Below are 23,845 nucleotides of genomic sequence, written 5' to 3' on the forward strand. Positions count from 1 at the left end.
CCATGGCCAAGCTGACGCTCGATCTGCATCCCATCTTCAACAAGGGGGATCGGATCGAGCAGGCCCTGGAGGACATCATCGACGAGGCGGAGCGCAAGCGCGTTCCGACTATCGAGATCATTCCCGGCAAGGGCAGTGGTCAGCTCAAGAAGCGCGTCCTGCGCTTCCTGGACCGCAAGGACATCAAGCAGCGCTATCATCGCCTGGACAAGGATCGGGATAATCACGGGCGGCTGTTCGTGTATTTCCGTTTCAGGGGGAAACAATGAAGGTGCGCGTATTGGTGCCCATGTTCATGGCGGTGATTGCCGGCTGCGGCAGTGTCAGCGGGGAGGATCCGTCTGCGGACCCGGTGACACTCTGCCTTCCCGCCGGTGAACGCCGGATTCCACTGGAAGCGGAGCTTGCCGTTACGCCCACAGAGCGCCAGGAGGGGCTGCGTGGGCGAGATGAGTTGCCGCGGCGTGCCGGCATGCTGTTTGTCTACCCCCGCGAGCAGGGGCCGGACAACAGCTTCTGGATGCACCGGACGCGTATTCCCCTGACGATCCTGTTCCTGGATGACCAGGGCGTGGTGCGCTCCATCAAGGACATGGCTCCCTGCCTGGAGGAGTCCGGTTCCGGCTGTGCCAGCTATCCGGCGGAGGTGGATCACTGGATGGCGCTGGAAGTGAACCAGGGACTGCCGGCGGCGTTGGGCGTCAGCGAAGGCGAGGCCATCCAGCTTTCACAGGATGGTGGCAGGGCAGCCTGTGACAACGCTGTTGAACTGACGCCCGGAACCCTGCCGGAGGCTCACTGAACGGCTTTCAGTTCGCGTTCAATAACAGCTTCCAGCTGGGCCCAGCTGGCACGGCTCAGTGGGATGTTGTCCACCATGATGGTGGGCGTGGTGGTAACCCTCAGGTCCCGTGCCAGGTTGCGGCTTTCCTGGACTTCCCGCTCAATCCGGTCCAGGCCCATGCAGCGTTCAAAGGCCCGCTTTTCCAGACCGAGTGACGCGGCGTAGTCGCTGAACAGGCTCTGCGGATTGTCCGCACTGCTCCAGTCACTCTGGTGCTCGAAGAGGTGGTCGTGCATGGGTTTCCAGGCATCCTGATCCTCGGCGCAGCGAGCTGCCTTGGCTGCGGGAACGGCATTCTGGTGCTGGCGCAGCGGCAGGTCGAAGAATACGAAGCGGACTTTGCCAGGGTCCACGTACTCCTCCATCAGGCGGTCATGGTTTTCGGCGAAGTCAGCGCAGGCCGGGCACTGGAAGTCGGCGAATTCGCGTACAACCACAGGCGCGTCCGGATCACCGATACGTACACCGAGACGGTCCCGCTCTTCGGGGAAGGGGGGTTGATCCTCGGCTGTCGGCAGCGAGGACGACCCGGACAGGGACGGGCTGCTGAGCCAGATAACGCCGCCGATCACCGCCAGCAGGGCGACCCCGAACAGGCTGCCACCAATCAAGCGCTGGCGGCGGCGCTTGCGACTCAGGGGACTGGGTTTTCCGGTTTTCTGGCGGTTCTTCGCTTCTCCCATGATGGGCTTTCCTGTTCCCTGTTCGTTATGATGGTTGAAAGTCCCCAGAGAGTAGCGCTGTCCCTCTGGGCTGACAACATCATGGCGGGAGGTCATCATGGGCAGCCAGAAGAGCCGGTTAGTGGTCTATTACGATGGCTCCTGCCCGGCCTGCATCCGGGATCGGCAGTTCTATGAACGCCTGGCCGGCAAGGGAGGCCGGAGTGTGGTCTGGTTCGACATCACCGGCCAGGAGGCAGCCCTGCGTGAACGGGGGATCGATCCGGATCAGGCCCTGCAGGAGCTCCATGTCGAGGATGCGGATGGGCGCATCCACAGCGAAATGGCGGCCTATATTCTTCTGATGGAGCGAGTGCCGGTGCTTAAGCCGCTGGCCTGGCTGCTCTCCCTGGGGCCGATCAAGCGCCTTGTGTCCGCGCTCTATCACCGCTGGGTCCAGCGCCGGCTGGCGCGCGAGGGCCGTCTGCCAACATCCAACCGGGAACCGTAATTATGAGTGATGACGATCAGGAGCTGGACCGCGAGATTGAATCCCTCGCGAGTCAGCTCGATGACGACAAGATGGATGCCATTGCGCGCCGGCTGGGGTTGCGGGATGACGAACAGGTCCATCGGACCGAGGCTGATGGGCAGTGCTCGTTCTGCGGGCGCCCTCAGACCGAGGTGGGTGCCATGGTCAGCAATGGGGCCGGGGCCCGCATCTGTCGCGAGTGCCTGGCGAGCTTCCGGTCCTCATGAACCGGGCATAAAAAACCGCGGGCGGAGCCGCGGTTTTTTATGAAAGGGCCGATGTCAGGAGGCGGTTGCCGCCTTTTTCTTACCGCCCTTGCTGCCGGAGTCGGCCGGCTTGATGCCGCGTTTCTCCATGGCCAGGGTGCGTACCCGGTCGAAATCCTCGTCTGTGTACACGCCATTCACTCCGGAGATGGAAGCCAGCTTCATGCCGTGCTTAAGGCCCAGCTTGTAGATCTCGCGGACTTTCTCCCACTCGATCTCGCGACCCACGGTGAAGTTCTCGTAGCGGCCCTCGAGTGCCAGAACGATCGTCTCCGCCAGGCAGGCGTAGGCCACCTTGGGCGGCAGGCCGATGTTCTTCATGCGCACGTCGCCGGGCAGCTCCACCTCGCCGGACTCGATCACCAGCACGTCGGGACGCTTGGCCACGTCTTCCGGCGGGATGTCCAGCGGCCGCGCCACGTCCGTGATTACGCAGCCCGGCTTGACCTCCATGATGTCCAGAATGCGCTTGCCGGCCCCGGAGGTGGAGGTCACGATCATGTCCATTTCCCGCAGGTACTTGTTGGGGTTGGACGTGACGTGGACCTTCGCCTCCGGCGTCTCCTTCATGATGGATTCCTTCAGCGCCAGCAGCCGGGCGGACTCGCGGGCCACGATGTAGACCTCGTCCACGGCCTTGGCCAGAAGGCGGGCACAGACGGCGCCGATGGAGCCGGTAGCACCAACGACCATGGCTTTCGCCTTGGCCTTGTTGTTGTCGCCGACTTCCACCAGGCCAAGCTTCTTGAGTGCCTCATGGGCAGCCCAGAGTGCCCCGGAGGCGCTGTAACTGTTGCCCGTGGTGATCGGCAGGGGCGAGCGCTTGGAGACCGTCAGCCCGGCGTCGCCCACCACCTTGGTGAACGCCCCCAGGCCCATGATCTGCGCACCCAGGCGCTTGGCCAAGCGTGCCGCAGCCAGAAGGCGCCGGTAGGTGAATTCCGGGCTGTGCGCCATGATCTCCTTGGGCGTGCCGCCCACGGTGATCAGCCAGCCCTCGGCTTCCGCGCCCGTTGGCGACTTGATGCCGGTCACCCGGGAGTAAACGAAGGGTGGCGAGTAGGCCATGACCTTCTCCACGGTGTTCATGAAGGTCTTGGGCGCGTAGTTGGCCACCATGTCCAGCGGTTTGGCATTGCGGAAGTACTGCTGGGACAGCGGGTGGATCACGAAGGCGAAGCGGCTGATGCGCTTGTACCCGGACGGATACAGGATCCGCGGCTCGATGCCCTCGTTGGTGATGATCTCCAGATAGTCGTCATGGGTGATCTCGGCCGGCGAGCGCTCGAGGGCGGCCAGGATCATGGCCTCGACCACGTTCACGCCTACGGTCTCGTTGAAGATCTGTGGGGTATAGTCGATGACGACGTTAACGCCACGGTCGCCCAGCTCCTTGAGCCGCTCATCAGAGATGGAGGCCGTGAGCACGGTCTTGCCGCCGAGTTCTTCCAGGCCCATCGCTTCCAGCTCGTTGTAGCGGGCTGCGATGACGTCCGCGTTCTGGGCGCCCTTGCGCAGCACGTACTCGGTCACGTTCCTGGCGACCGGCAGTCGACCCACGGTGTCGCCGATATTCCAGGACTGGATCGGCCCAGTGCCCGCGGCGTAGCTCTCAAGCTGGCTCAGCGAGGTGAGCATCTTGGGCACGCCCAGCTGGGTGACCGGGTCGGCGAAGAACAGATTCTCGGTGTATTCGCTGAACACGCGGGCCGGGCGGTAATTGGCCTGGCCATTCAGGAAAAGCACCTTGGCATTGTTGAAGCATTCCTCCAGCTCCAGCTGGGTGTGGCGTACCGCCCAGTCCTGAAGGATGCTGCGCAGCGTAGCGCCCGTGGTTACGGGGACTGACTGAACGGCTTCCTGCAGCCGCTTGGTGTCCTCATGGGTGATGGTGTGGGTGCCGACCTGGTAGTGGTCCTGTACCATGCCGAGGCCGATCACATCGGCCTTGGGTTCCCACTCACGTATGGCGGTTTCGGCGCGATCCACACTGCCATCCGTACCGATCCGGATGACGCGTATGGTCTGACCAAGAAACTCGGTCTCCAGGTCATAATCGAGCCTGGCGGGCCCCAGGCTGATACTGACAACCGTCTTCATGGACTTCTCCCCTTGGTATTCCCGTTCATCAGCATGGTCCAGAACCTGCATCCCTTCAACGAAGCTGTCAGGCTGACTGAACCCGGATCTGGTGACCGGCGCACTTTGTGGTTGGTGTTCGGCACCGGCGGACGGGTTTTTGTGATTATGAGTGCAATCGTTTCAGGCTATTTGATCGATTGTCGGGCAAAGTATAACAGGGGGAGGAATGGGGTCGGTACAGGCGGGAATGTGAATTTTGCAACAAAAAAAAGCCCGGCTCGATGAGCCGGGCTTTTCGACCTGCGGTCGCTTTACACGGCGGTTACGTTTTCCGCCTGCGGACCTTTCGGGCCCTGCGTAATAGCGAACTGGACTTCCTGCCCCTCGGTCAGCGTCCGGAAACCGGTTCCGTTGATCGCACTGTAATGTACGAATACGTCAGAGCCGTTTTCGCGAGCAATGAAACCGAAGCCTTTTGCTTCGTTGAACCACTTGACGCGACCAGTATTGAGATCAGACATGATGCACTTTCCTTAAAAAACACGATTTTCTTTCACATCCCCGGTATTGAGGATGCTTTGAGCTGGGACGCTTGAAGGCCTATTCGGTGAGGAACGAACGAGGAGTCCTGATGCAGGTCGTCGTAATGCTTTCACTTCCAAGAGCCGCTTAACGTGCGCAGCAGATGCAGTATCTCTGCTGTCCGGGGGCACGTCAAGGGTTTTCATCATCTGTTTTCACGGTTTCGACACGGCAGTCCAGGGCACCCTTTCCAAGCCGCACGAGGATCGCGTCTCCAGGTGCACGCTGTTCGGCACGTCTGACGATTGTGCCGCGCTCGTCCTGGGCAATGGCGTAACCCCGGTTGAGAGTGGCGAGTGGGCTGACCAGGTCGAGCTGTGCACCCAGGCTGCTTGTGCGTTCCCGGTCGCGCTCCAGGCGGGCGCGCATGGCCCGTTCAAGCCGCTCCCGGTTGTCCGAGACCTGCTCACGGGCCAGGCGCAGGCGGTGTTCCGGGCGGACGGCCGTGAGGCGTCGCCAGTATTGGCTCAACTGCTCCTGAAGCTGGCCCAGGTGGCGGCGGGTCTGCTGATGCAGTCGGGCCTCCAGTTCATCCAGCCGCTGTGCCTGCTCCTGGAGCTGCTGGCGGGGATGGCGCAGCCGCTGGTGCAGCTCGCTGAGCCGATCCCCGCGCTTCTGGAGAAGTTGGCGGGCTCCCAGGATCAGTCGTTCCTCAAGCCCGCTCAGCCGGTCCAGGAATTCCTGGCGGTTGGGTGAGATGGCCTCGGCGGCCGCTGATGGGGTCGGGGCGCGCTGGTCCGCCACCAAGTCAGCAATGGTGACATCCACTTCGTGACCAACGGCGCTGATGATGGGGATGCGGCTGTTGAAGATGGCCCGGGCCACGGCTTCCTCGTTGAAGCACCAGAGATCCTCGAGTGAGCCGCCGCCCCTGCCCACGATCAGGGCATCACAGCGGCCGTGGCGATGGGCGCGCTCAATGGCGGCGACAATGCCCGCAGTAGCATCGGCGCCCTGTACCGGCGTCGGGTAGAGGGTGATCGGGAGCCCCGGGAAGCGGCGGTTCAGTACCGTCAGGATGTCTCTTATGGCCGCCCCGGTCGCGGAGGTCACCAGGCCCAGGTGCCGGGGTGGAACCGGTACCTGCTGCTTGTGCGCCATGGCGAACAGGCCTTCGCGTTCCAGGCGGGCCTTGAGCTCTTCGAATGCGCGCTGCAGGGCGCCCCTGCCGGCAGGCTCGATGGCCTCCACAATCAGCTGGAAATCACCCCGTGCCTCGTAAAGGCTGACTTTCGCCCGGATCAGTACCTGTTCACCGTCCGTTGGGGGCTGCTTGAGGAGCCGGTTACGGTTGCGGAACATGGCGCAGCGGATCTGCGCGCGCTCATCCTTGAGGGTGAAGTACCAGTGTCCGGAGGCGGGGCGGCTCAGTCCGGAGATTTCGCCTTCCACCTGAACCTCCATGAAACTGGTCTCCAGCAGGCCCTTCACCTGGCGGCTGAGCTGGCTGACGGTGAGGGCGCCGGAGGCGCCTGCGGCGGGGCTTTCGTCTTTACGCATTCAGTCGTCGCAACGTATAATGTTCGTTTACTGAAACCGGCGCCACAGGCGCCCTGAAGGGGTTTTCCGAAGCGTGTCTGCCGAGGTGTGCGCAGCACCGGAGTGAACCAGAGAGAACCCCGGAAGGCAAGTTGATAAGGCGGACCCAATGCTGCGAATCGCGGAAGAAGCGCTTACCTTCGACGATGTACTCCTCGTCCCCGGCTATTCCGATGTCATGCCCAACGAGGTGGATCTGCGAACGCCCCTGACCCGGGGGATCCAGCTTAATGTGCCGCTGGTCTCGGCGGCCATGGATACGGTGACCGAAGCGGATCTGGCCATTGCCATGGCGCAGGTCGGTGGCATCGGCATGATCCACAAGAACATGACCATTGAGCAGCAGGCCGCCGCCGTCCGCAAGGTCAAGAAATACGAAAGTGGTGTGGTCAAGGATCCGGTGACCGTGTCGCCCAACACCACGGTGCGCGAGCTGGTTCAGATCACCTCGGCGAACCGCATCTCCGGGCTTCCGGTGGTGGATGGTCGCGACCTGGTGGGCATCGTGACAGGCCGCGATATCCGCTTTGAGAGCGGTATGGATACGCCGGTATCAGAGATCATGACCCCGCGCGAGAAACTGGTAACCGTTCGCGAGGGTGAGGACGTCCAGAACATCAAGGACCTGCTGCACCGGCACCGCATCGAAAAGGTTCTGGTGGTCAACGACGACTTTGAGCTGCGCGGCCTGATCACCGTCAAGGACATCCAGAAATCCGAGGACTACCCGGATGCCTGCAAGGATGCCCAGGGGCATCTGCGCGTGGGCGCGGCCGTCAGCACCGGTGGTGACACCGAGGCGCGGCTGGATGCGCTGGTCGAGGCCGGGGTGGACGTGGTTGTCGTGGACACCGCCCATGGCCACTCCCAGGGCGTGATCAACCGGGTCCGCTGGGTCAAGGAACATTACCCGGATCTGCAGGTGATCGGCGGCAACATCGCTACCGCCGAGGCGGCCATTGCACTGGCGGATGCCGGCGTGGATGGCGTCAAGGTCGGTATCGGCCCCGGCTCCATCTGCACCACCCGTATCGTGGCGGGTATCGGGGTGCCCCAGATCAGTGCCGTTTCCAACGTGGCGGAGGCACTGCGGAACCGTGATGTTCCGGTGGTGGCCGACGGCGGCATCCGTTTCTCCGGGGACATCGCCAAGGCCATCGCGGCAGGGGCCCATACCGTCATGGCGGGCAGCCTGCTGGCGGGTACCGACGAGGCGCCGGGCGAGGTTGAGCTCTACCAGGGCCGCACCTACAAAGCTTACCGTGGCATGGGCTCGCTGGGCGCCATGGGGCAGGGCTCCAGCGACCGCTACTTCCAGGATGCAGCTGAGGGCATCGACAAACTGGTGCCGGAAGGCATCGAAGGTCGCGTGGACTGCAAGGGGCCGATGAAGTCGATCGTGCACCAGCTCATGGGTGGCCTGAAGGCGGCCATGGGCTATACCGGCTGCGCTGATATGCAGGAGATGCGCACCAAGCCGCAGTTCTCGCGCATCACCAACGCGGGTGTCCGGGAGAGCCACGTGCATGACGTGACCATCACCAAGGAAGCGCCCAACTATCGCATCAGCTGAGTCCGCCACAACCAGAGGCCCGCATGACCCGGAACATCCACGATCACCGCATACTGATCCTTGATTTTGGTTCCCAGTACACTCAGCTGATTGCCCGCCGGGTCAGAGAGATCGGCGTCTACTGCGAGATCCGGCCCTTTGATGCCACCCCGGAGGAGGTGCGTGAGTACGCGCCGAGCGGGATCATCCTCGCCGGTGGGCCTGAGTCCGTTACCGAAATGGGCAGTCCCAGGGCTCCCGAGGGGCTGTTCGAGCTGGGCGTGCCGGTTCTCGGTATCTGCTATGGCATGCAGACGATGGCCGAGGAACTGGGCGGGCGTGTTGCCGGCTCCGACAAGCGTGAGTTCGGGTATGCCCAGGTCCGGGTCACCGCGGACAGCGATCTGCTTCATGGCATTTCCGATCACGTGACAGATGCCGGTGAACGTCTGCTGGATGTCTGGATGAGCCATGGGGATCAGGTGGTTGAGACACCGGCGGGCTTTGAGGTTCTGGCAGCCACCGGCAGTGCGCCGGTCGCCGCCATGCAGAACCCCTCCCGTCGGCTCTACGGTGTCCAGTTCCATCCCGAGGTGACGCACACGCTTCAGGGGCAGCGCATCCTTTCCCATTTCGTGCTGGATATCTGCGGCTGCGAGGCGCTCTGGACGCCCGCCGAGATCGTCGAGGACGCCATCCAGCAGATCCGCGAGAAAGTCGGCAGTGGCAAAGTCCTGCTCGGCCTCTCGGGCGGCGTGGATTCCTCCGTAACGGCCGCGTTGCTGCATCGCGCCATCGGCGACCAGCTCACCTGCGTGTTCGTGGACAACGGCCTGCTGCGGCTCAACGAGGGCAAGCAGGTGATGGACATGTTCGCCCGCAACATGGGTGTCAACGTCATCCACCACAATGCCGAGGATCGGTTCCTGTCCCGTCTCGAGGGCGTCCAGGATCCGGAAGAGAAGCGGCGTCTCATCGGCAATACCTTCATCGAGGTCTTTGACGAAGAGGCGGCGACCATCACGGACGTGGACTGGCTCGCCCAGGGCACCATCTACCCGGACGTGGTGGAGTCCGCCCAGTCGCGTAGTGGTAAGGCCACGGTCATCAAGTCCCACCATAATGTAGGCGGTCTGCCCGAGACCATGAAGCTCAAGCTGGTGGAGCCGTTGCGTGAGCTGTTCAAGGACGAAGTCCGGAAGATCGGCCTGGAGCTGGGCCTGCCCTATGACATGGTCTACCGCCATCCCTTCCCGGGGCCGGGTCTGGGCGTGCGCATCCTGGGCGAGGTGAAGAAGGATTACGCGGACATGCTGCGCGAGGCTGATGCGATCTTCCTCGAGGAGCTGCACAACTACGACTGGTACCACCACACCAGTCAGGCCTTTGCCGTCTTCCTGCCGGTGAAGTCCGTGGGCGTGGTTGGGGATGCCCGCCGCTATGAATACGTGATCGCGCTGCGCGCCGTGGAGACGCTGGATTTCATGACCGCCCGCTGGGCCCATCTGCCCTACGAGCTGCTCGAGACGGTTTCGAGCCGGATCATTAACGAGATTCCGGGTATATCCCGGGTCACCTACGATGTGTCCTCCAAGCCACCAGCGACCATCGAGTGGGAATAACCGGGTCTGCCCATGACCACCGAAGGGGCTGACGAAGCCTGGATGGCCCGCGCACTGGCACTCGCGGAACAGGCGGAAGCGCTGGACGAGGTGCCCGTGGGTGCGGTGGTCGTTCTCGATGGGGTGGCTGTGGGCGAGGGGTTCAATCAGCCCATTTCCGGCCATGACCCGACCGCGCACGCGGAGGTTCGGGCGCTCAGGGATGCGGCGCAGCGGGTCGGCAATTACCGGCTGACCGATGCGGTCCTCTATGTGACTCTTGAGCCCTGTACCATGTGCGCTGGTGCCCTTGTGCACGCCCGCGTCGGGACCCTGGTGTTCGGTGCGCGTGAACCCAAGGCCGGTGCCATCCGCTCCCAGGCCAGAATGCTGGAAGCGGAGCACATGAACTGGCAGATTGGGGTCCGCGAGGGCGTTTGCGAATCACAGTGCCGCGACCAGCTTACGGCCTTCTTTGCCCGCCGCCGGGCCGAGAAGAAAAAACGCCGGAATGATTCAGAAGGAGAGGATGAGTGACAGACAGGGTGTTGGTGACCGGCGGGGCCGGCTACATTGGAAGCCATGTGGTGCGCCAGCTGGGCGAGGCAGGGTACGACGTGGTGGTGTTCGACAACCTGTCCACTGGCCATGAATGGGCCGTGACGCATGGTGAGCTGGTCGTGGGCGACCTTGCCGACCCGGACGCCCTGGAGGCCCTTTTCGCGGCGAATAACTTTGCCGCTGTCCTGCACTTCGCCGCCCACATCATCGTGCCGGAGTCAGTGGCCGATCCGCTCAAGTATTACAGCAACAACACCCGCAATACCCTGAACCTGCTGGGTGCCATGAGTCGCCACGGGGTGGACCGCATCGTGTTCTCCTCCACGGCGGCCGTCTACGGCATGCCGGACCAGCAGGTGCTGACCGAGGACCTGCCGCTGGCGCCGATCAACCCCTATGGCGCCTCCAAGATGATGAGCGAGCGTATGATCATGGATCTCGCCGCCGCGAGTGACCTGGACTACGTGATCCTGCGCTACTTCAACGTGGCCGGCGCGGACCCGCAGACACGCCTCGGCCAGGCCACCCCGGAAGCCACGCACCTGATCAAGGTCGCCTGCGAATGCGCCACCGGCGCCCGTGAGGGCATGCAGATCTTCGGCACGGATTACAGTACACGGGATGGCACCTGCATCCGGGACTACATCCACGTGGAGGACCTGGCCAGTGCCCATGTCCGGGCCCTCGAGCACATGGAGCGGGGCAACGGCTCCGAGGTGCTCAACTGCGGTTATGGGCGCGGATTCACCGTGCGCGAGGTCATTGATGTGGTAAAACGCCTCTCGGGCGTGGACTTCCCCGTAACGGAAACTGACCGCCGTGCCGGCGACCCGGAGGCATTGATGGCGGACAACGCCAGGATCCGCCAGCGTCTCGACTGGGCTCCGGCCTATGATGATCTGGACACCATCGTGCAGACCGCGCTTGACTGGGAACGCCACTGGCAGGCGCGCCAGAAGAACTCAACGGATCAGTAAGGAACAGCAGCATGCGCATCACCATTTTCGGAACCGGCTATGTCGGGCTTGTCACCGGTGCCTGCCTGGCCGAGGTGGGGCACCATGTCATGTGCATGGACGTGGACCAGGCCAAGATCGACCGCCTGCGCGATGGCATCATTCCCATCTACGAACCCGGGCTGGAACCCATTGTGGCGCACAACACCGGGGCCGGCCGGCTGCAGTTCACCACCGACGTCGCGGAGGCGGTTGAGTACGGCGAGCTGCAGTTCATCGCGGTGGGGACCCCGTCTGATGAGGACGGTTCTGCGGACCTGAAGTACGTCCTGGCCGTAGCCGGCAGCATCGGCGAGCATATGAACGACTACAAGGTCGTGATCGACAAGTCCACGGTGCCAGTGGGAACCGCGGACAAGGTGCGCGAGGCGGTGCGTGGCAAACTCCGGGAGCGGGGCGCCGATCTCGACTTTGATGTCGTCTCCAATCCCGAGTTCCTCAAGGAAGGCGCGGCGGTCGACGACTTCATGAAGCCGGACCGCATCATCGTGGGTACGGAGAGCGAACGGGCCCAGGAGTTGCTGCGCGAGCTCTATTACCCGTTCAATCGCAACCACGAGCGCGTCATCTTCATGGATGTGCGCTCGGCGGAGCTGACCAAGTATGCGGCCAACGCCATGCTTGCCACCAAGATCAGTTTCATGAACGAAGTGGCGAACCTGGCCGAGCGGTTGGGCGCGGATATTGAATGCGTGCGCCGTGGCATGGGATCGGACCCGCGCATCGGTTACCACTTCATCTACCCGGGCTGTGGTTACGGCGGCTCCTGTTTCCCCAAGGACGTCAAGGCGCTAGCCTGGACCGCCCGGGAATACGACTACGAGGCACGCCTGTTGGACGCCGTTGAGGCGGTTAACAACGACCAGAAGCATGTGCTCTTCGACAAGGTCAGCCATTACTACGGCGGCGATCTGGCGGGTAAGACCGTGGCGCTCTGGGGGCTTTCGTTCAAGCCCAAGACTGACGACATGCGCGAGGCGCCCAGCCGGGTTCTGATGGAGAAACTCTGGGCCGCAGGTGCCAGGGTTCAGGCCTTCGATCCGGAAGCCATGGAAGAGACGCAGCGGATCTACCCGGACCAGCCGGAGCTGCAGCTCTGCGGTACCAAGGAACAGGCCCTCAAGGGTGCGGACTGCCTGGTGATCTGCACCGAGTGGAAGGAGTTCCGCTCACCGGACTTCGCTCAGATCGCGGCCGCTATCCGCTCGCCGGTGGTCTTCGACGGGCGTAACCTGTACGACGAGAAAATGCTGGGGCGCCACGGCCTGAGTTACTACGCCATTGGGCGGGGTCTCAACCAGTTCGGCACACGTTGAAGAACGCCTGGTGTGGCGGGTTTCTGCGTTGCGCTCCGTGCGCTTTGAGCGTCGCCGCTCCAGACGTTCTTTACGTTTTGGCCATTGCCTGGGCGCCGACCAGTATCATCCGCAGCTGAACCTTGAGCTTATCCTTTAGCTGGGCGCGCTGTTTGGCCGGCGCGTCCAGCGCTTCCGCCCCCAGGTGGAAGACCAGTACCACCATGGACTCCGCGACCATGTGGGCGTCCGAGAGGGGGCGCTGCTTGTCCGCCGCCAGTTTTTCCAGGTCCTCCGCCAGCTCCGTGACGAAATGGTCGATCTCCGCCTGTACGGCGGTGCGGAAGATGCGGGAGACGCCGGTGCGCTCGCGCAGCAGCAGCCGGAACAGGTTGGCGTTGTCCGTGAGGTACTCCATGAAGGTTTCCACGGAGGCATTGATGGCACCGCCCTCGCGCTCGATGCGCTTGCGGGCCTGGCGCATCAGCTGGCGCAGGGCCACGCCGGCCTCGTCCACGAGGGCCAGGCCTAGTTCATCCAGGTCCGTGAAATGCCGGTAGAACGAGGTGGGCGCAATGCCGGCCTCGCGGGCGATTTCGCGCAGGCTCAGGCTGCCGAAACCACGGTCGGCGCTGAGCTGGCGTAACGACGCATCCATCAGGGCACGGCGTGTCCTGAGTTTCTGTTCAGCGCGAACGGACACCCCGGGCTGTCTCCTCTCATCATCCTTCAATCGCCGCTAATGGTAGCCGTTGCAGGCCTTCGCGTCACGAATGCGGCGAAAGCCGCGTCGCACGTGCGCCCGATCACGTCGTCATGGTCTGACTTCGCCGGCTGATGCCGTTATAATACTGGCCTTTAACTCAATCGGCGGAAGCCTCAGGCAAACAGGAACCAACGGGTATGCGCAGTCACTATTGCGGCGGAATCAACGAATCCCACATTGACGAGACAGTAACGCTCTGCGGCTGGGTCCATCGGCGCCGGGACCACGGTGGCGTGATCTTCCTCGACCTCCGGGACCGGGATGGCATCGCCCAGGTGGTGTTCGATCCGGATACCCCGGACAGTTTTGCCCAGGCGGACCGGGTGCGGAATGAGTACGTCATCCGGATTACCGGCCGCGTGCGCCGCCGCCCCGAAGGGACAGAGAACGACCATATGGCCACCGGCCAGGTGGAAGTGTTCGGCAAGGAACTGGAGATCCTCAACGAGGCCGCCACGCCGCCCTTCCCGCTGGACGAGTACACCGAGGCGGGCGAGGACGTGCGCCTGCGCCACCGCTACGTGGACCTGCGCCGCCCGGAGATGGCCCAGCGCCTGCGCTTCCGCTCGCGCGTGACCAGCTACCTGCGCAACTTCCTGGACAGCGAAGGCTTCATGGACGTTGAGACGCCGGTGCTGACCCGTGCCACCCCGGAAGGTGCCCGCGACTACCTGGTGCCGAGCCGTACCCATGCGGGCAGCTTTTTCGCGCTGCCGCAGTCGCCACAGCTGTTCAAGCAGCTGCTGATGGTCTCCGGCATCGACCGCTACTACCAGATTGCCAAGTGCTTCCGCGACGAGGACCTGCGGGCGGACCGCCAGCCCGAGTTTACCCAGGTGGACGTGGAGGCTTCCTTCGTCACGGAAGAGGACATCATGAACGCCATGGAGCGCATGGTGCGCAACCTCTTCAGCGACCTGCTGGGCGTGAACCTGCCCGAGTTCCCGCGCCTGCCGTACGCCGAGGCCATCCGCCGCTTCGGCAGCGACAAGCCCGACCTGCGGATCCCGCTGGAGCTGGTCGACGTTGAGGATCTGGTCCAGGAAGTGGACTTCAAGGTCTTCTCCGGCCCGGCGAAGGACCCGAAAGGGCGGGTCGCGGCCCTGCGTGTGCCGGGTGGCGGTGAACTGACCCGCAAGCAGATCGACGACTACACCGAGTTCGTCGGCATCTACGGCGCCAAGGGGCTGGCCTACATCAAGGTCAACGACCGTTCCGCCGGCATTGAGGGCCTGCAGTCGCCCATCGTCAAGTTCCTCGGGGAGGAGGCGACCCTGGCGATCATGGACCGGGTCGAGGCCACCGACGGTGACCTTGTCTTCTTCGGCGCCGACAAGGCCGGCGTGGTGGACGAGGCCCTGGGCGCATTGCGTGTCCGCCTGGGCCATGACCTGGGCATGGTGGAAGGCGAATGGGCCCCCTGCTGGGTCGTCGACTTCCCCATGTTCGAGGAGGACGACGACGGCAAGCTGCACGCGCTGCACCATCCGTTCACCGCGCCGGTCTCCGCCGAGGAGCTCCAGAACAACCCGGCGGGCGCCCTGTCGCGGGCCTACGACATGGTGCTCAACGGCACCGAGCTGGGCGGCGGCTCCATCCGTATCCACGACGAAGCCACCCAGAACGTGGTCTTCAACAGCCTGGGCATCGGCGAGGAGGAAGCGCGCGAGAAGTTCGGCTTCCTGCTGGACGCCCTGCGCTTTGGCGCGCCGCCCCACGGTGGCCTGGCGTTCGGCCTGGACCGGCTGGTGATGCTGATGACTGGTGCCGGCTCCATCCGTGATGTGATTCCGTTCCCGAAAACCCAGAACGCGACCTGTCTGATGACGGACGCGCCCGGCGAAGTGGACGAGAAGCAGCTGCGTGAGCTGCACATCCGCCTGCGCCGCAGCGCGAAGAGCGATCAGGACGAGAGCAACTGAGCGAGGCAAGCCATGGCCGGACACAGTAAGTGGTCGAACATCAAGCACCGCAAGGCGGCACAGGATGCCAAGCGGGGCAAGATCTTCACCAAGCTGATCCGTGAACTCTATGTGGCCGCCAAGGAGGGCGGACCGGCGCCGGAGGATAACCCGCGCCTGCGCAGTGCCGTGGACAAGGCACTGAGCAACAACATGAAAAAGGACAGCATCGACCGCGCCATCGAGCGCGGCGCCGGCAACACCGATGGCGAGAACTACGAGGAGCTGACCTACGAGGGGTATGGCCCAGGTGGCGTTGCCATCTACGTGGAGGCCATGACCGACAACAAGAACCGTACGGTCTCGGACGTACGCCACGCCTTCAGCAAGCACGGCGGCAATCTGGGTACTGACGGTTCCGTGGGCTTCCTGTTCACCCGCCAGGGTACGCTGAGCTTCAGTCCGGAGTATGACGAGGACACCATCATGGAGGCGGCCCTGGAGGCTGGTGCCGAGGATGTCCGGGTCAACGAGGACGGCTCCAAGGACGTGATCACCACGCCCGAGCAGTATATGGACGTGAAGGATGCCCTGAAGCAGGCCGGGCTGGAGCCTGATCACGCCGAGGTGAGCATGGTGCCCATGACGACAGTGGCGCTGGACGACGAGGGCGCGGAGACCAACCTCAAGCTGATCGACCGGCTCGAGGACCTGGACGATGTGCAGAACGTCTACACCAATGCTGACTTCCCCGAGGCGGCGCTGGAGCGCTACGGGAACGCATGACCATCATCCTGGGCGTTGACCCCGGCTCACGGGTCACCGGTTACGGTGTCATCCGCAGCCATGGTCGCCATCTGGAATACCTGGACAGCGGCTGCATCACCATGGGTGACAAGAGCATGCCGGAGCGCCTCCAGACGATCCACGCCGGGCTCGCCGAGATCATCGAGACCTACCGACCGGAAGAAATGGCCATCGAGAAGGTTTTTCTCTCCCGTAATGTCGATTCCGCTTTAAAACTTGGACAGGCGCGTGGCGTTGCCATTGTCTGTGGCGCCAACGCGGGTCTGCCCGTGGCTGAATACTCCGCCCGCCAGGTCAAGCAGGCGGCGGTGGGCAAGGGCAGTGCCGATAAGCACCAGATCCAGCATATGGTCCAGGCCATCTTCAAACTCACCCGTCAGCCCCGCGAGGATGCCGCCGATGCCCTGGCCATCGCTCTGTGCCACGCGCATCTGCGCCAGGGGCTGGCACGAACAGGCGCGTCCAGCAGTCGCAACGGGCGCGCACGCTGAAGGAGACTCGCCATGATCGGTCGCATCCGCGGCATCCTGATCGAGAAACAGCCCGGTGACGCCCTGATCGAAGCCGGGGGTGTGGGTTACGAAGTGGACATTCCCTACACCACCTTCTTCCGCCTTCCGGATACCGGCCAGGAAGCCGTGCTCTACACCCACCTGGCCGTACGCGAGGACGCCCAGCAGCTCTATGGCTTTGCCAACAAGGGCGAGCGTGAGCTCTTCCGGCTGCTGATCCGCACCAGTGGCGTGGGGCCCAAGCTGGCCCTGGCCATTCTCTCCGGGCTGGAGGCGGACGCCTTCATCCGCGTGGTGGAGGACAACGACGTGGCCGCCCTGGTCAAGGTGCCTGGTGTGGGCAAGAAGACCGCGGAACGGCTGCTGATCGAGGTGCGGGATCGCATCCGTCAGCTGGAAAAGAGCCCGACCGGCACCACGCGCGAGGAGGCGGTCAGCGAGCTGCCCGGTATCGAACCCGTGTCCGCGAGCCCCCGGGAAGAGGCGGAGGCTGCGTTGATCGCACTGGGTTATCGCCCTCAGGAAGCGGGCAGGGCGCTCCAGGCGGTGGCCGAGGACGGCATGACCAGCCAGGAACTGATCCGGCTGGCGCTGAAGAATATGATGAACCGTTAAAGCCTTTTAATTCTGGCTCCACAGCTGACATTCACGTAACGTGATTGACGCATCACAGAATGTAAAATGCAGGCGCTGAACAGGATGGTCCGCAAGGCCAGATAGGCGTGACAGAGCCGGTGGCAGGAAACGCGGCATGATTGAATCCGATCGATTGATTTCCGGCCAGTCGGAGCCGGGCGAAGACAACCAGGACCGGGCGATACGCCCGAATACGCTGCGCGAGTATGTGGGGCAGCCCACCGTCAGCGAGCAGATGGAGATTTTTGTGGGCGCCGCGCGCGGTCGGCGCGAGGCCCTGGATCATGTGCTCATCTTCGGTCCGCCCGGTCTGGGCAAGACCACACTGGCCAATATCATCGCCAATGAGATGGGCAGCACCATCAAGGCGTCCTCCGGCCCTGTGCTCGAGAAGGCTGGGGATCTGGCGGCGCTGCTGACCAACCTGGAAGAAGGCGATGTGCTTTTCATCGACGAGATCCACCGTCTGAGCGCCGCCGTCGAGGAGGTGCTGTATCCGGCCATGGAGGACTACCAGCTGGACATCGTCATCGGCGAAGGGCCGGCGGCGCGTTCCATCAAGCTGGATCTGCCACCCTTCACGCTCGTGGGGGCCACGACCAGGGCCGGGCTGCTGACCTCACCGCTTCGGGACCGCTTCGGTATTGTCCAGCGCCTGGAGTTCTACAGCACCGAGGACCTGACGCACATCATTGAACGGTCGTCGGCGCTGCAGTCCATCGAGATCGAAAACGGTGGCGCCCGCGAGATCGCGCGCCGCTCGCGTGGCACGCCACGCATTGCCAACCGGCTGCTGCGCCGTGTGCGGGACTTTGCGGAAGTCCGTGCCGACGGCCGGGTGACGGAAGCCATTGCGGACCAGGCGCTGAACATGCTCAAGGTGGACTATCAGGGTTTCGACCATATGGACCGGCGCCTGCTGCTGGCGCTGATCGAGAAGTTCGGCGGCGGGCCCGTGGGGGTGGAAAGCCTCTCTGCGGCCATCAGCGAGGAACGGGGCACCATCGAGGACGTGCTTGAACCCTTCCTGATCCAGCAGGGCTTCATGATGCGCACGCCGCGGGGGCGCATGGCAACCCAGCACGCCTATCTCCATTTCGGTTTTGATGCACCGGAAGGGGAGGCGGCCCGATGAGCGGGTTCCAGTGGCCGGTGCGGGTCTATGTGGAGGACACGGATGCCGGGGGCATCGTCTTCTACGCCAATTACCTGAAGTATTTCGAACGGGCGCGCACCGAGTGGGTGCGCTCCGAGGGCCTGGCGCTGCGCGGACGCCTGGAGAGCGAAGGTGTGGCCTTCGTGGTGCACAGCCTCAACGTCCAGTATCACCAGCCGGCGTTCCTGGATGACGAGCTGTTGGTGTCGGCGGATCTCATCGCCGGTACCCGCACCGCCATGACGTTCCGCCAGCAAGCCCGCCGCAAGCCGGAGGGCGAGCTGCTGGTTGGCGGCGAAGTGAAAGTGGCCTGCGTCCAGCTGCCCTCAGGGCGGCCGCGGCGCATGCCCGAGGACATCCAGGCCCTGGTGAACAGGACACTGAAACCCAACAACGAATAGGAGCATTCCGTGGAGGGAGATCTTTCGGTCTGGTCGCTGATCGCCAATGCCGGGATCATTGTGCAACTGGTCATGCTGCTGTTGCTGCTGGCGTCCATTGGATCCTGGGGGCTGATCTTCCAGCGCATCCGGATCTACCGCCAGTCCCGGCAGGAGCAGGCGGCTTTCGAGGAGCGCTTCTGGTCCGGCATGGACCTGGGGCAGCTGTACAAGGAGGTGACCGGGAGCCCGGCGCCTCATGGTGGGGTGGAGAATGTCTTCCGGGCCGGCTTCAAGGAGTTCACGCGGCTGCGCCAGCAGAGCCATGATGCCGAGGCGGTGATGGATGGTACCCAGAGGGCCATGAAGGTGGCTCTGGCACGGGAGCTGGAGCGCCTGGAAGCCAACCTGCCGTTCCTGGCAACGGTTGGCTCTACGAGCCCCTATGTGGGCCTGTTCGGCACAGTCTGGGGCATTATGAACAGCTTCATCGGGCTGGCGCAGGTGCAGCAGCCTACGCTGCAGACAGTAGCGCCTGGCATCGCTGAGGCGCTGATTGCCACGGCCATGGGCCTGTTCGCAGCGATTCCGGCGGTGGTGGCCTACAACCGCTTCACCTCCCAGACGGATTCGCTGATCAAGAACTATGAGACCTTTGCCGAGGAATTCGCCAGCATCCTCCATCGGAGAGTGCACAGCCACGGAGCCAGCGGGTGACCGCCGGGAGATGATGCCATGGATATGAGCCCACGCCGTTCGCGCCAGGCGCCGATGTCCGAGATGAATGTGGTGCCCTACATTGACGTCATGCTGGTGCTGCTGGTGATCTTCATGATCACCGCGCCCATGCTGACCCAGGGGGTGGACGTGGATCTGCCGAGCACCGAGGCGGAACCGCTGCCGGTGGATACGGAAAAGGAGCCGGTGATCATTTCGGTGGATTCCAACGGTGGTTATTTCCTGGAAGTCGGGGATGACCGCGGAAAGCCCAAGTCCCTGGCCACGGTTGTGGACGAGGTGGCCGCCATCCTTGCAGAACGTCCGGACGCGGACGTCTATGTGCGCGGTGACCAGCATGTGCGCTATGGGACGGTGATCCGCCTGATGTCGTCCCTCCAGAGCGCCGGGGCAAGCCAAGTGGGACTGATCACTGAGCCACCGGAGGACGAGTGATGGTCGGATTCGGTCAGGACGGTGCGTCAGCGCGATGAAACGGGACTGGCAACGCATCATCCAGGCCGCGGGCGCCTTGGGGGACAGGGCGATTCCGCTGTGGAGCCGGCTTCTGGGGATGGACGAAGCCGAGCTCCGGGAGTGGAAGTGGCCCTTCATGGGGTCCGTCGGGCTGCACCTGCTGATCGTGATCCTGGCGGTGGCCGGCTGGGACTGGCGGACCCAGGAGCCGGAGTTCCAGCAGCCCCAGGCCGTTCAGGCTCGGGTTGTGGAAGCCCGGCAGCAGGAACAGGAGCCTGAGCCAAAGCCGGAGCCGGAGCCGGAGCCAGAGCCGGAGCCAGAACCGGAGCCGGAGCCAGAGCCGGAGCCAGAGCCGGAGCCAGAGCCGGAGCCGGAGCCAGAACCGGAGCCGGAGCCGGAGCCGGAGCCAGAACCGGAGCCAGAACCAGAACCGGAGCCGGAGGATGACCGGCGTTCGGAACAGGAGGAACGCCTCAGGGAAATGGCGGAGCAGGCCGCGGAGGAAGAGGCCAGGACTGAGGATGAAGAGCAGCAGGAGCAGGGCGCTGAGGTCGACGCCTCCAGCATGGATGGTGTAGACATAGCGGATGAACGCAAACGCTTCAACGTGCTGATCCAGCAGAAAGTACAGAACAGCTGGTATATACCACCGGGCAATGAAGACCGGGTGGTCAGGCTGCGGCTTGAGATTCTGCCCACGGGCGAGTTGCGCTCAGTGGAGCTGGTGGATGGCAGTGGCAGTCAGCAACTGGATGAGTCAGCTATGAGTGCGGTCAGGCGGGTGGACAGCTTCCCGACACCGGATGACTCAGCGCTGTTCAATGAACTGTTCCGTGGTGGTATTACGATTGAATTCAGCCCCGAGGAGTAGGCGAGCATGACCAGGATCCATTGCAGAGCCGGCCAGGTGCTGACACTGATCTGTCTGATGCTGACGACCCTCGTGGCGCAGGCTGACATGGTGGTGCGCGTTACCGAGGGCGCGGACCAGCGCATGCCCATCGCCGTGGTGCCTTTCGGGAGCAACCATTCCCGGGATGCCCCGGAGGATCTGGACACGATTATCCGGGACAACCTGACCATGAGCGGTGATCTCAAGACCCTTGAGCCGTCCCGGATGCTCAGTCTTCCGACGTCTGGGGATGACATCCACTTCCGGGACTGGCGGGTTCTGGGCCAGCAGTTTGTACTGGTTGGGGAGATGGATTTTGACGCGGAACGCAACCGCTACATCCTCAGCTATGAGCTGTTCGACGTCAGCCAGCAGGAACGGCTGCTTGGGTCGCGGGCATCCGCCGCGCCTTCGGAACTGCGCACGCTGGCACATCATGTGAGCAACCGCATCTATGAGCGGGTCACAGGGATTCCCGGTATCTTCAACACCCGGCTTGCCTTTGTGACGCGCACGGGCAGCGGTAATGACGTTGAATACCGGCTCAAGATCAGTGATGTGGATGGGTATCGGGATCAGGTTCTGCTGCGCTCCAGTGAGCCGATCCTTTCCCCGGAGTGGTCGCCGGATGGTAAGGAACTGGTCTACGCGTCGTTCGAGGGTGGCCGCCCTGCCATCTACCGGCAGGTGGTGAGCAGTGGCGAGCGGCGCCGGATTGCTCAGTTCAAGGGGCTCAACTCGGCCCCGGACTGGTCGCCGGACGGGGAGTCACTGCTGCTGACGCTGTCCAAGGACGGCAGTGCGGACATCTACGAGATGCCCCTGGACAGCCTGGAGCCACGGCGTTTGACCCGGCATTACTCCATCAACACCGAGCCAAGCTGGTCACCGGACGGTGAACGCTTTGCCTTCACCTCCGATCGCTCGGGCAATCCCCAGATCTACATCCAGTCCCTGAGTGGGGGCGAGCCCGAGCGCCTGACCTTTGAAGGCAGCTACAACGCCCATCCGATCTACGGGCCGGAAGGCGAGGAACTTTTCTACATTCACCGGGCCGATGGGCGCTTCCTGCTCGGCTCGGTGGATCTGGAGACCGGGGAGGAACGTGTGCTCTCCGGCTCCGAAATTGACGAGGCACCGGCTATGGCACCCAATGGGCGCCTGGTGCTCTACGTCACCAATGCCGGCGGGCGCAAGGGAGCGCTGGAGATGACCACGGTTGACGGGAATGCGCGTTTCACGCTGCCCGTCAGGCACGATGGCATCCGCGATCCCGCGTGGTCGCCGCTGGCGGAGTAAATCCTGATGTTTGCAGTATTATCAGGAACATCCTACATTAAGCGTAATCCAAAACCGGAAAACCAAAAAGGAAGGCCAATGACCGATCTTCTCAAGAACCGTGTACTGATGCTGGGCTTTGCCCTTCTCTTCGTAGCGGGTTGCAGCTCAACTGCAACCGAACCGGAGGGCTCTGGGTCCAACGGTATGGAAGAGAGCGATATGGAGCAGCAGGGTGATTCCGATGCTGACTCCAGCGATGCCTACGGTGCCGGTGACGGCAGCGGCGTCTCTGAAGAGGACATGACGGCGGAAGAGCGTGCGCAGAAGTCCCTGGATCAGGCGAAGGAAAAGGCCATGCAGGCCGCTTCCACCATCTATTTCGATTTCGACAGCTCCGAGATCCGTCGTGAGTCCCAGTCCATCCTGGAAGCGCATGCGGCTTACCTGGCTGAAGACGACGATGCCAGTGTCGTACTTGAAGGCCACACCGACCAGCGTGGCAGCCGTGAGTACAACATGGCCCTGGGTGAGCGTCGTGCGGAATCCGTGGCCCGCTTCCTGCGCGTGAACGACGTCTCCGAGGACCAGATCGAGACCGTCAGCTACGGCGAGGAGCAGCCCGCGGTTGAAGGCAACGACGAAGAAGCCTGGGCTGAGAATCGCCGGGTTGAGATCAACTACGAATAAGCCCATGCGGAGTCTGTTGACAGCAGGTCTGATTCTGGTGGTGGTCGGAGCCTCTCCGGCCATTGCCCAGAATGACGGCGAGGCACCGTTGGTGTCCGGGAATGATGCGGAACGCTCAGGAGGCAACTCTGCCGGTGAGCTGTTTTTCCTGGTTGAGGACCTGCGGGCGGAAGTGCAGCATCTGCGCGGCCAGCTTGAGCAAACCTCCCACCAGGTGAAACGCCTCAGGCAGCAGGCCCGTGAGCGCTACATTGATCTTGATGAGCGACTGGTTGATCTCGATTCACGCCTGTCGGATCTGGAGGAATCCTCCGGTGAATCCAAAGGCAGTGGGAATACCAGCGACAGTGGTAACAGCGGCGACAGTGATGGTGAAAGTGACGGCGGAGGGGAATCCGTGTCCTATCGCCAGCCTGATGAGGCCGAGCGTGAAGCCTATGCCTCAATCCAGTACCTGATTCAGGAAGAGCAGGACTATGAGGCGGCCATCGACGAGATCTACAGCTTTCTCGAGGAATATCCGGAAGGGGATCTGAGCGTCAACGCCTATTACTGGCTGGGGGAACTCTACCTGAGCCAGGGCAAGCACGAGCAGGCCCAGCAGGCGTTCACAATCGTCACCTCAAGACACGAATCCCATCGCAAGGCGCCGGACGCGCTGTTCAAGCTTGCGGTTGCCCATGATCGTGCCGGTAATACTGAACAGGCCCGCGAGGTCCTTGATCAGCTCGGAGAGCGTTACCCGGAATCCGAGGCCGCCGCGCTGGGGCGTGAATACCGCAATGAAATGGGTTGATCCGAACGGGTTGCCAAAACCGAAAATTTAAGTACCATATGCGCCTCGTTTGGGTCGTTAGCTCAGTTGGTAGAGCAGTTGGCTTTTAACCAATTGGTCGCAGGTTCGAATCCTGCACGACCCACCACTATTGTTATGCTTCCCGGTTTTGTCAGGGGTCGTTAGCTCAGTTGGTAGAGCAGTTGGCTTTTAACCAATTGGTCGCAGGTTCGAATCCTGCACGACCCACCATTCCCACCCCCGCTTTTTTACCCCGCAGCCCGGCCGTTTGTATCCGACCATTGAAAAATGCGGGTGACAGAGGC

General features: G+C 63.1%; 26 protein-coding genes and 2 tRNA genes. 23 read left to right on the plus strand and 5 right to left on the minus strand.

Annotation, left to right across the window (positions count from 1 at the left end):
- Positions 1 to 2 precede the first annotated feature (2 nt).
- Both H4I92_RS12300 and H4I92_RS12305 read left to right on the plus strand, forming a co-directional pair.
- Complete coding sequence (locus H4I92_RS12300; protein ID WP_077530875.1) at positions 3 to 269, plus strand: Smr/MutS family protein; 267 nt, start codon at positions 3 to 5, stop codon at positions 267 to 269.
- Positions 266 to 802: a DUF192 domain-containing protein gene (locus tag H4I92_RS12305; RefSeq protein ID WP_077530876.1), complete on the plus strand. Its 537-nt coding sequence runs from the start codon at positions 266 to 268 to the stop codon at positions 800 to 802. Before H4I92_RS12300 ends, H4I92_RS12305 begins: the two co-directional genes overlap by 4 nt.
- Here H4I92_RS12305 and H4I92_RS12310 read toward each other — a convergent pair.
- Positions 796 to 1,527, minus strand: a complete 732-nt coding sequence (locus H4I92_RS12310; RefSeq protein ID WP_077530877.1) for a DsbA family protein — start codon at positions 1,525 to 1,527, stop codon at positions 796 to 798. The two genes, H4I92_RS12305 and H4I92_RS12310, sit on opposite strands and share 7 nt — an antisense overlap.
- Before the next feature lie 97 nt (positions 1,528 to 1,624).
- On the opposite strand from H4I92_RS12310, the gene H4I92_RS12315 reads away from it, so the two are divergent.
- A complete protein-coding gene (locus H4I92_RS12315) occupies positions 1,625 to 2,017 on the plus strand; it encodes a thiol-disulfide oxidoreductase DCC family protein (protein WP_077530878.1) in 393 nt (130 codons plus the stop codon).
- A gap of 2 nt (positions 2,018 to 2,019) precedes the next feature.
- Positions 2,020 to 2,265 (plus strand): ClpX C4-type zinc finger protein, encoded by a 246-nt coding sequence (locus tag H4I92_RS12320; protein WP_077530879.1) that lies wholly within the window; start codon positions 2,020 to 2,022, stop codon positions 2,263 to 2,265.
- Positions 2,266 to 2,319: 54 nt separating this feature from the next.
- On the opposite strand, the gene H4I92_RS12325 is transcribed toward H4I92_RS12320, so the two are convergent.
- From H4I92_RS12325 to xseA, 3 genes are all read right to left on the minus strand, one after another.
- Positions 2,320 to 4,404, minus strand: a complete 2,085-nt coding sequence (locus tag H4I92_RS12325; RefSeq protein WP_077531753.1) for a dehydrogenase — start codon at positions 4,402 to 4,404, stop codon at positions 2,320 to 2,322.
- Positions 4,405 to 4,697: 293 nt separating this feature from the next.
- Positions 4,698 to 4,907, minus strand: a complete 210-nt coding sequence (locus H4I92_RS12330) for a cold-shock protein (RefSeq protein WP_077530880.1) — start codon at positions 4,905 to 4,907, stop codon at positions 4,698 to 4,700.
- A 193-nt stretch (positions 4,908 to 5,100) separates the two neighbouring features.
- Positions 5,101 to 6,468, minus strand: coding sequence for an exodeoxyribonuclease VII large subunit (gene xseA, locus H4I92_RS12335; RefSeq protein ID WP_077530881.1), 1,368 nt, complete (start codon positions 6,466 to 6,468; stop codon positions 5,101 to 5,103).
- A 148-nt stretch (positions 6,469 to 6,616) separates the two neighbouring features.
- On the opposite strand from xseA, the gene guaB reads away from it, so the two are divergent.
- The 5 genes from guaB to H4I92_RS12360 are packed head-to-tail and all read left to right on the plus strand — an operon-like array spanning position 6,617 to position 12,553.
- Positions 6,617 to 8,080 carry an IMP dehydrogenase gene (gene guaB / locus H4I92_RS12340; RefSeq protein ID WP_077530882.1) on the plus strand — a complete coding sequence of 488 codons (1,464 nt, stop codon included), beginning with the start codon at positions 6,617 to 6,619 and terminating at the stop codon, positions 8,078 to 8,080.
- 23 nt (positions 8,081 to 8,103) lie between these two features.
- Complete coding sequence (guaA, locus tag H4I92_RS12345; RefSeq protein ID WP_077530883.1) at positions 8,104 to 9,681, plus strand: glutamine-hydrolyzing GMP synthase; 1,578 nt, start codon at positions 8,104 to 8,106, stop codon at positions 9,679 to 9,681.
- Between the two features lie 12 nt (positions 9,682 to 9,693).
- Positions 9,694 to 10,197, plus strand: coding sequence for a tRNA adenosine(34) deaminase TadA (gene tadA, locus H4I92_RS12350; RefSeq protein ID WP_077530884.1), 504 nt, complete (start codon positions 9,694 to 9,696; stop codon positions 10,195 to 10,197).
- Positions 10,194 to 11,198, plus strand: coding sequence for a UDP-glucose 4-epimerase GalE (gene galE / locus H4I92_RS12355; protein ID WP_077530885.1), 1,005 nt, complete (start codon positions 10,194 to 10,196; stop codon positions 11,196 to 11,198). Before tadA ends, galE begins: the two co-directional genes overlap by 4 nt.
- Before the next feature lie 11 nt (positions 11,199 to 11,209).
- Entirely contained in the window at positions 11,210 to 12,553 is a 1,344-nt protein-coding gene (locus tag H4I92_RS12360; RefSeq protein WP_077530886.1) for a UDP-glucose dehydrogenase family protein, read from the plus strand.
- A 70-nt stretch (positions 12,554 to 12,623) separates the two neighbouring features.
- Here H4I92_RS12360 and fabR read toward each other — a convergent pair whose 3' ends face one another.
- Positions 12,624 to 13,235, minus strand: coding sequence for an HTH-type transcriptional repressor FabR (gene fabR / locus H4I92_RS12365; RefSeq protein ID WP_077530887.1), 612 nt, complete (start codon positions 13,233 to 13,235; stop codon positions 12,624 to 12,626).
- A 200-nt stretch (positions 13,236 to 13,435) separates the two neighbouring features.
- On the opposite strand from fabR, the gene aspS reads away from it, so the two are divergent.
- The 14 genes from aspS to H4I92_RS12435 all read left to right on the plus strand — a co-directional run bounded on the left by aspS (position 13,436) and on the right by H4I92_RS12435 (position 23,771).
- Positions 13,436 to 15,220, plus strand: a complete 1,785-nt coding sequence (aspS, locus tag H4I92_RS12370) for an aspartate--tRNA ligase (RefSeq protein ID WP_077530888.1) — start codon at positions 13,436 to 13,438, stop codon at positions 15,218 to 15,220.
- 12 nt (positions 15,221 to 15,232) lie between these two features.
- The gene (locus H4I92_RS12375) at positions 15,233 to 15,985 is read left to right on the plus strand and encodes a YebC/PmpR family DNA-binding transcriptional regulator (RefSeq protein WP_077530889.1); all 753 of its coding nucleotides are present in this window, start codon (positions 15,233 to 15,235) and stop codon (positions 15,983 to 15,985) included.
- Positions 15,982 to 16,497: a crossover junction endodeoxyribonuclease RuvC gene (gene ruvC, locus H4I92_RS12380; protein WP_077530890.1), complete on the plus strand. Its 516-nt coding sequence runs from the start codon at positions 15,982 to 15,984 to the stop codon at positions 16,495 to 16,497. The genes H4I92_RS12375 and ruvC overlap by 4 nt, the downstream gene beginning before the upstream one ends.
- A gap of 12 nt (positions 16,498 to 16,509) precedes the next feature.
- Positions 16,510 to 17,133 (plus strand): Holliday junction branch migration protein RuvA, encoded by a 624-nt coding sequence (gene ruvA, locus H4I92_RS12385; protein ID WP_077530891.1) that lies wholly within the window; start codon positions 16,510 to 16,512, stop codon positions 17,131 to 17,133.
- A gap of 136 nt (positions 17,134 to 17,269) precedes the next feature.
- A complete protein-coding gene (ruvB, locus tag H4I92_RS12390) occupies positions 17,270 to 18,289 on the plus strand; it encodes a Holliday junction branch migration DNA helicase RuvB (RefSeq protein ID WP_077530892.1) in 1,020 nt (339 codons plus the stop codon).
- Positions 18,286 to 18,711 carry a tol-pal system-associated acyl-CoA thioesterase gene (gene ybgC / locus H4I92_RS12395; RefSeq protein WP_077530893.1) on the plus strand — a complete coding sequence of 142 codons (426 nt, stop codon included), beginning with the start codon at positions 18,286 to 18,288 and terminating at the stop codon, positions 18,709 to 18,711. The genes ruvB and ybgC overlap by 4 nt, the downstream gene beginning before the upstream one ends.
- 9 nt (positions 18,712 to 18,720) lie before the next feature.
- Positions 18,721 to 19,407, plus strand: coding sequence for a protein TolQ (gene tolQ, locus H4I92_RS12400; protein ID WP_077530894.1), 687 nt, complete (start codon positions 18,721 to 18,723; stop codon positions 19,405 to 19,407).
- Between the two features lie 18 nt (positions 19,408 to 19,425).
- Complete coding sequence (gene tolR / locus H4I92_RS12405) at positions 19,426 to 19,863, plus strand: protein TolR (RefSeq protein ID WP_245800896.1); 438 nt, start codon at positions 19,426 to 19,428, stop codon at positions 19,861 to 19,863.
- A 34-nt stretch (positions 19,864 to 19,897) separates the two neighbouring features.
- Positions 19,898 to 20,755 (plus strand): cell envelope integrity TolA family protein, encoded by an 858-nt coding sequence (locus tag H4I92_RS12410; protein WP_077530895.1) that lies wholly within the window; start codon positions 19,898 to 19,900, stop codon positions 20,753 to 20,755.
- Between the two features lie 6 nt (positions 20,756 to 20,761).
- Complete coding sequence (gene tolB, locus H4I92_RS12415) at positions 20,762 to 22,075, plus strand: Tol-Pal system beta propeller repeat protein TolB (RefSeq protein ID WP_077530896.1); 1,314 nt, start codon at positions 20,762 to 20,764, stop codon at positions 22,073 to 22,075.
- Positions 22,076 to 22,153: 78 nt separating this feature from the next.
- Complete coding sequence (gene pal, locus H4I92_RS12420; RefSeq protein WP_077530897.1) at positions 22,154 to 22,744, plus strand: peptidoglycan-associated lipoprotein Pal; 591 nt, start codon at positions 22,154 to 22,156, stop codon at positions 22,742 to 22,744.
- A gap of 16 nt (positions 22,745 to 22,760) precedes the next feature.
- Positions 22,761 to 23,540, plus strand: coding sequence for a tol-pal system protein YbgF (gene ybgF / locus H4I92_RS12425; protein ID WP_179105702.1), 780 nt, complete (start codon positions 22,761 to 22,763; stop codon positions 23,538 to 23,540).
- A gap of 51 nt (positions 23,541 to 23,591) precedes the next feature.
- A tRNA-Lys gene (locus H4I92_RS12430) sits at positions 23,592 to 23,667 on the plus strand.
- A gap of 28 nt (positions 23,668 to 23,695) precedes the next feature.
- Positions 23,696 to 23,771: transfer RNA gene (locus H4I92_RS12435), tRNA-Lys, on the plus strand.
- Positions 23,772 to 23,845 lie beyond the last annotated feature (74 nt).

Origin of the sequence: Vreelandella halophila (assembly GCF_019903425.1) — a bacterium.
In the GTDB taxonomy this organism is placed as follows: domain Bacteria; phylum Pseudomonadota; class Gammaproteobacteria; order Pseudomonadales; family Oleiphilaceae; genus Halospina; species Halospina halophila.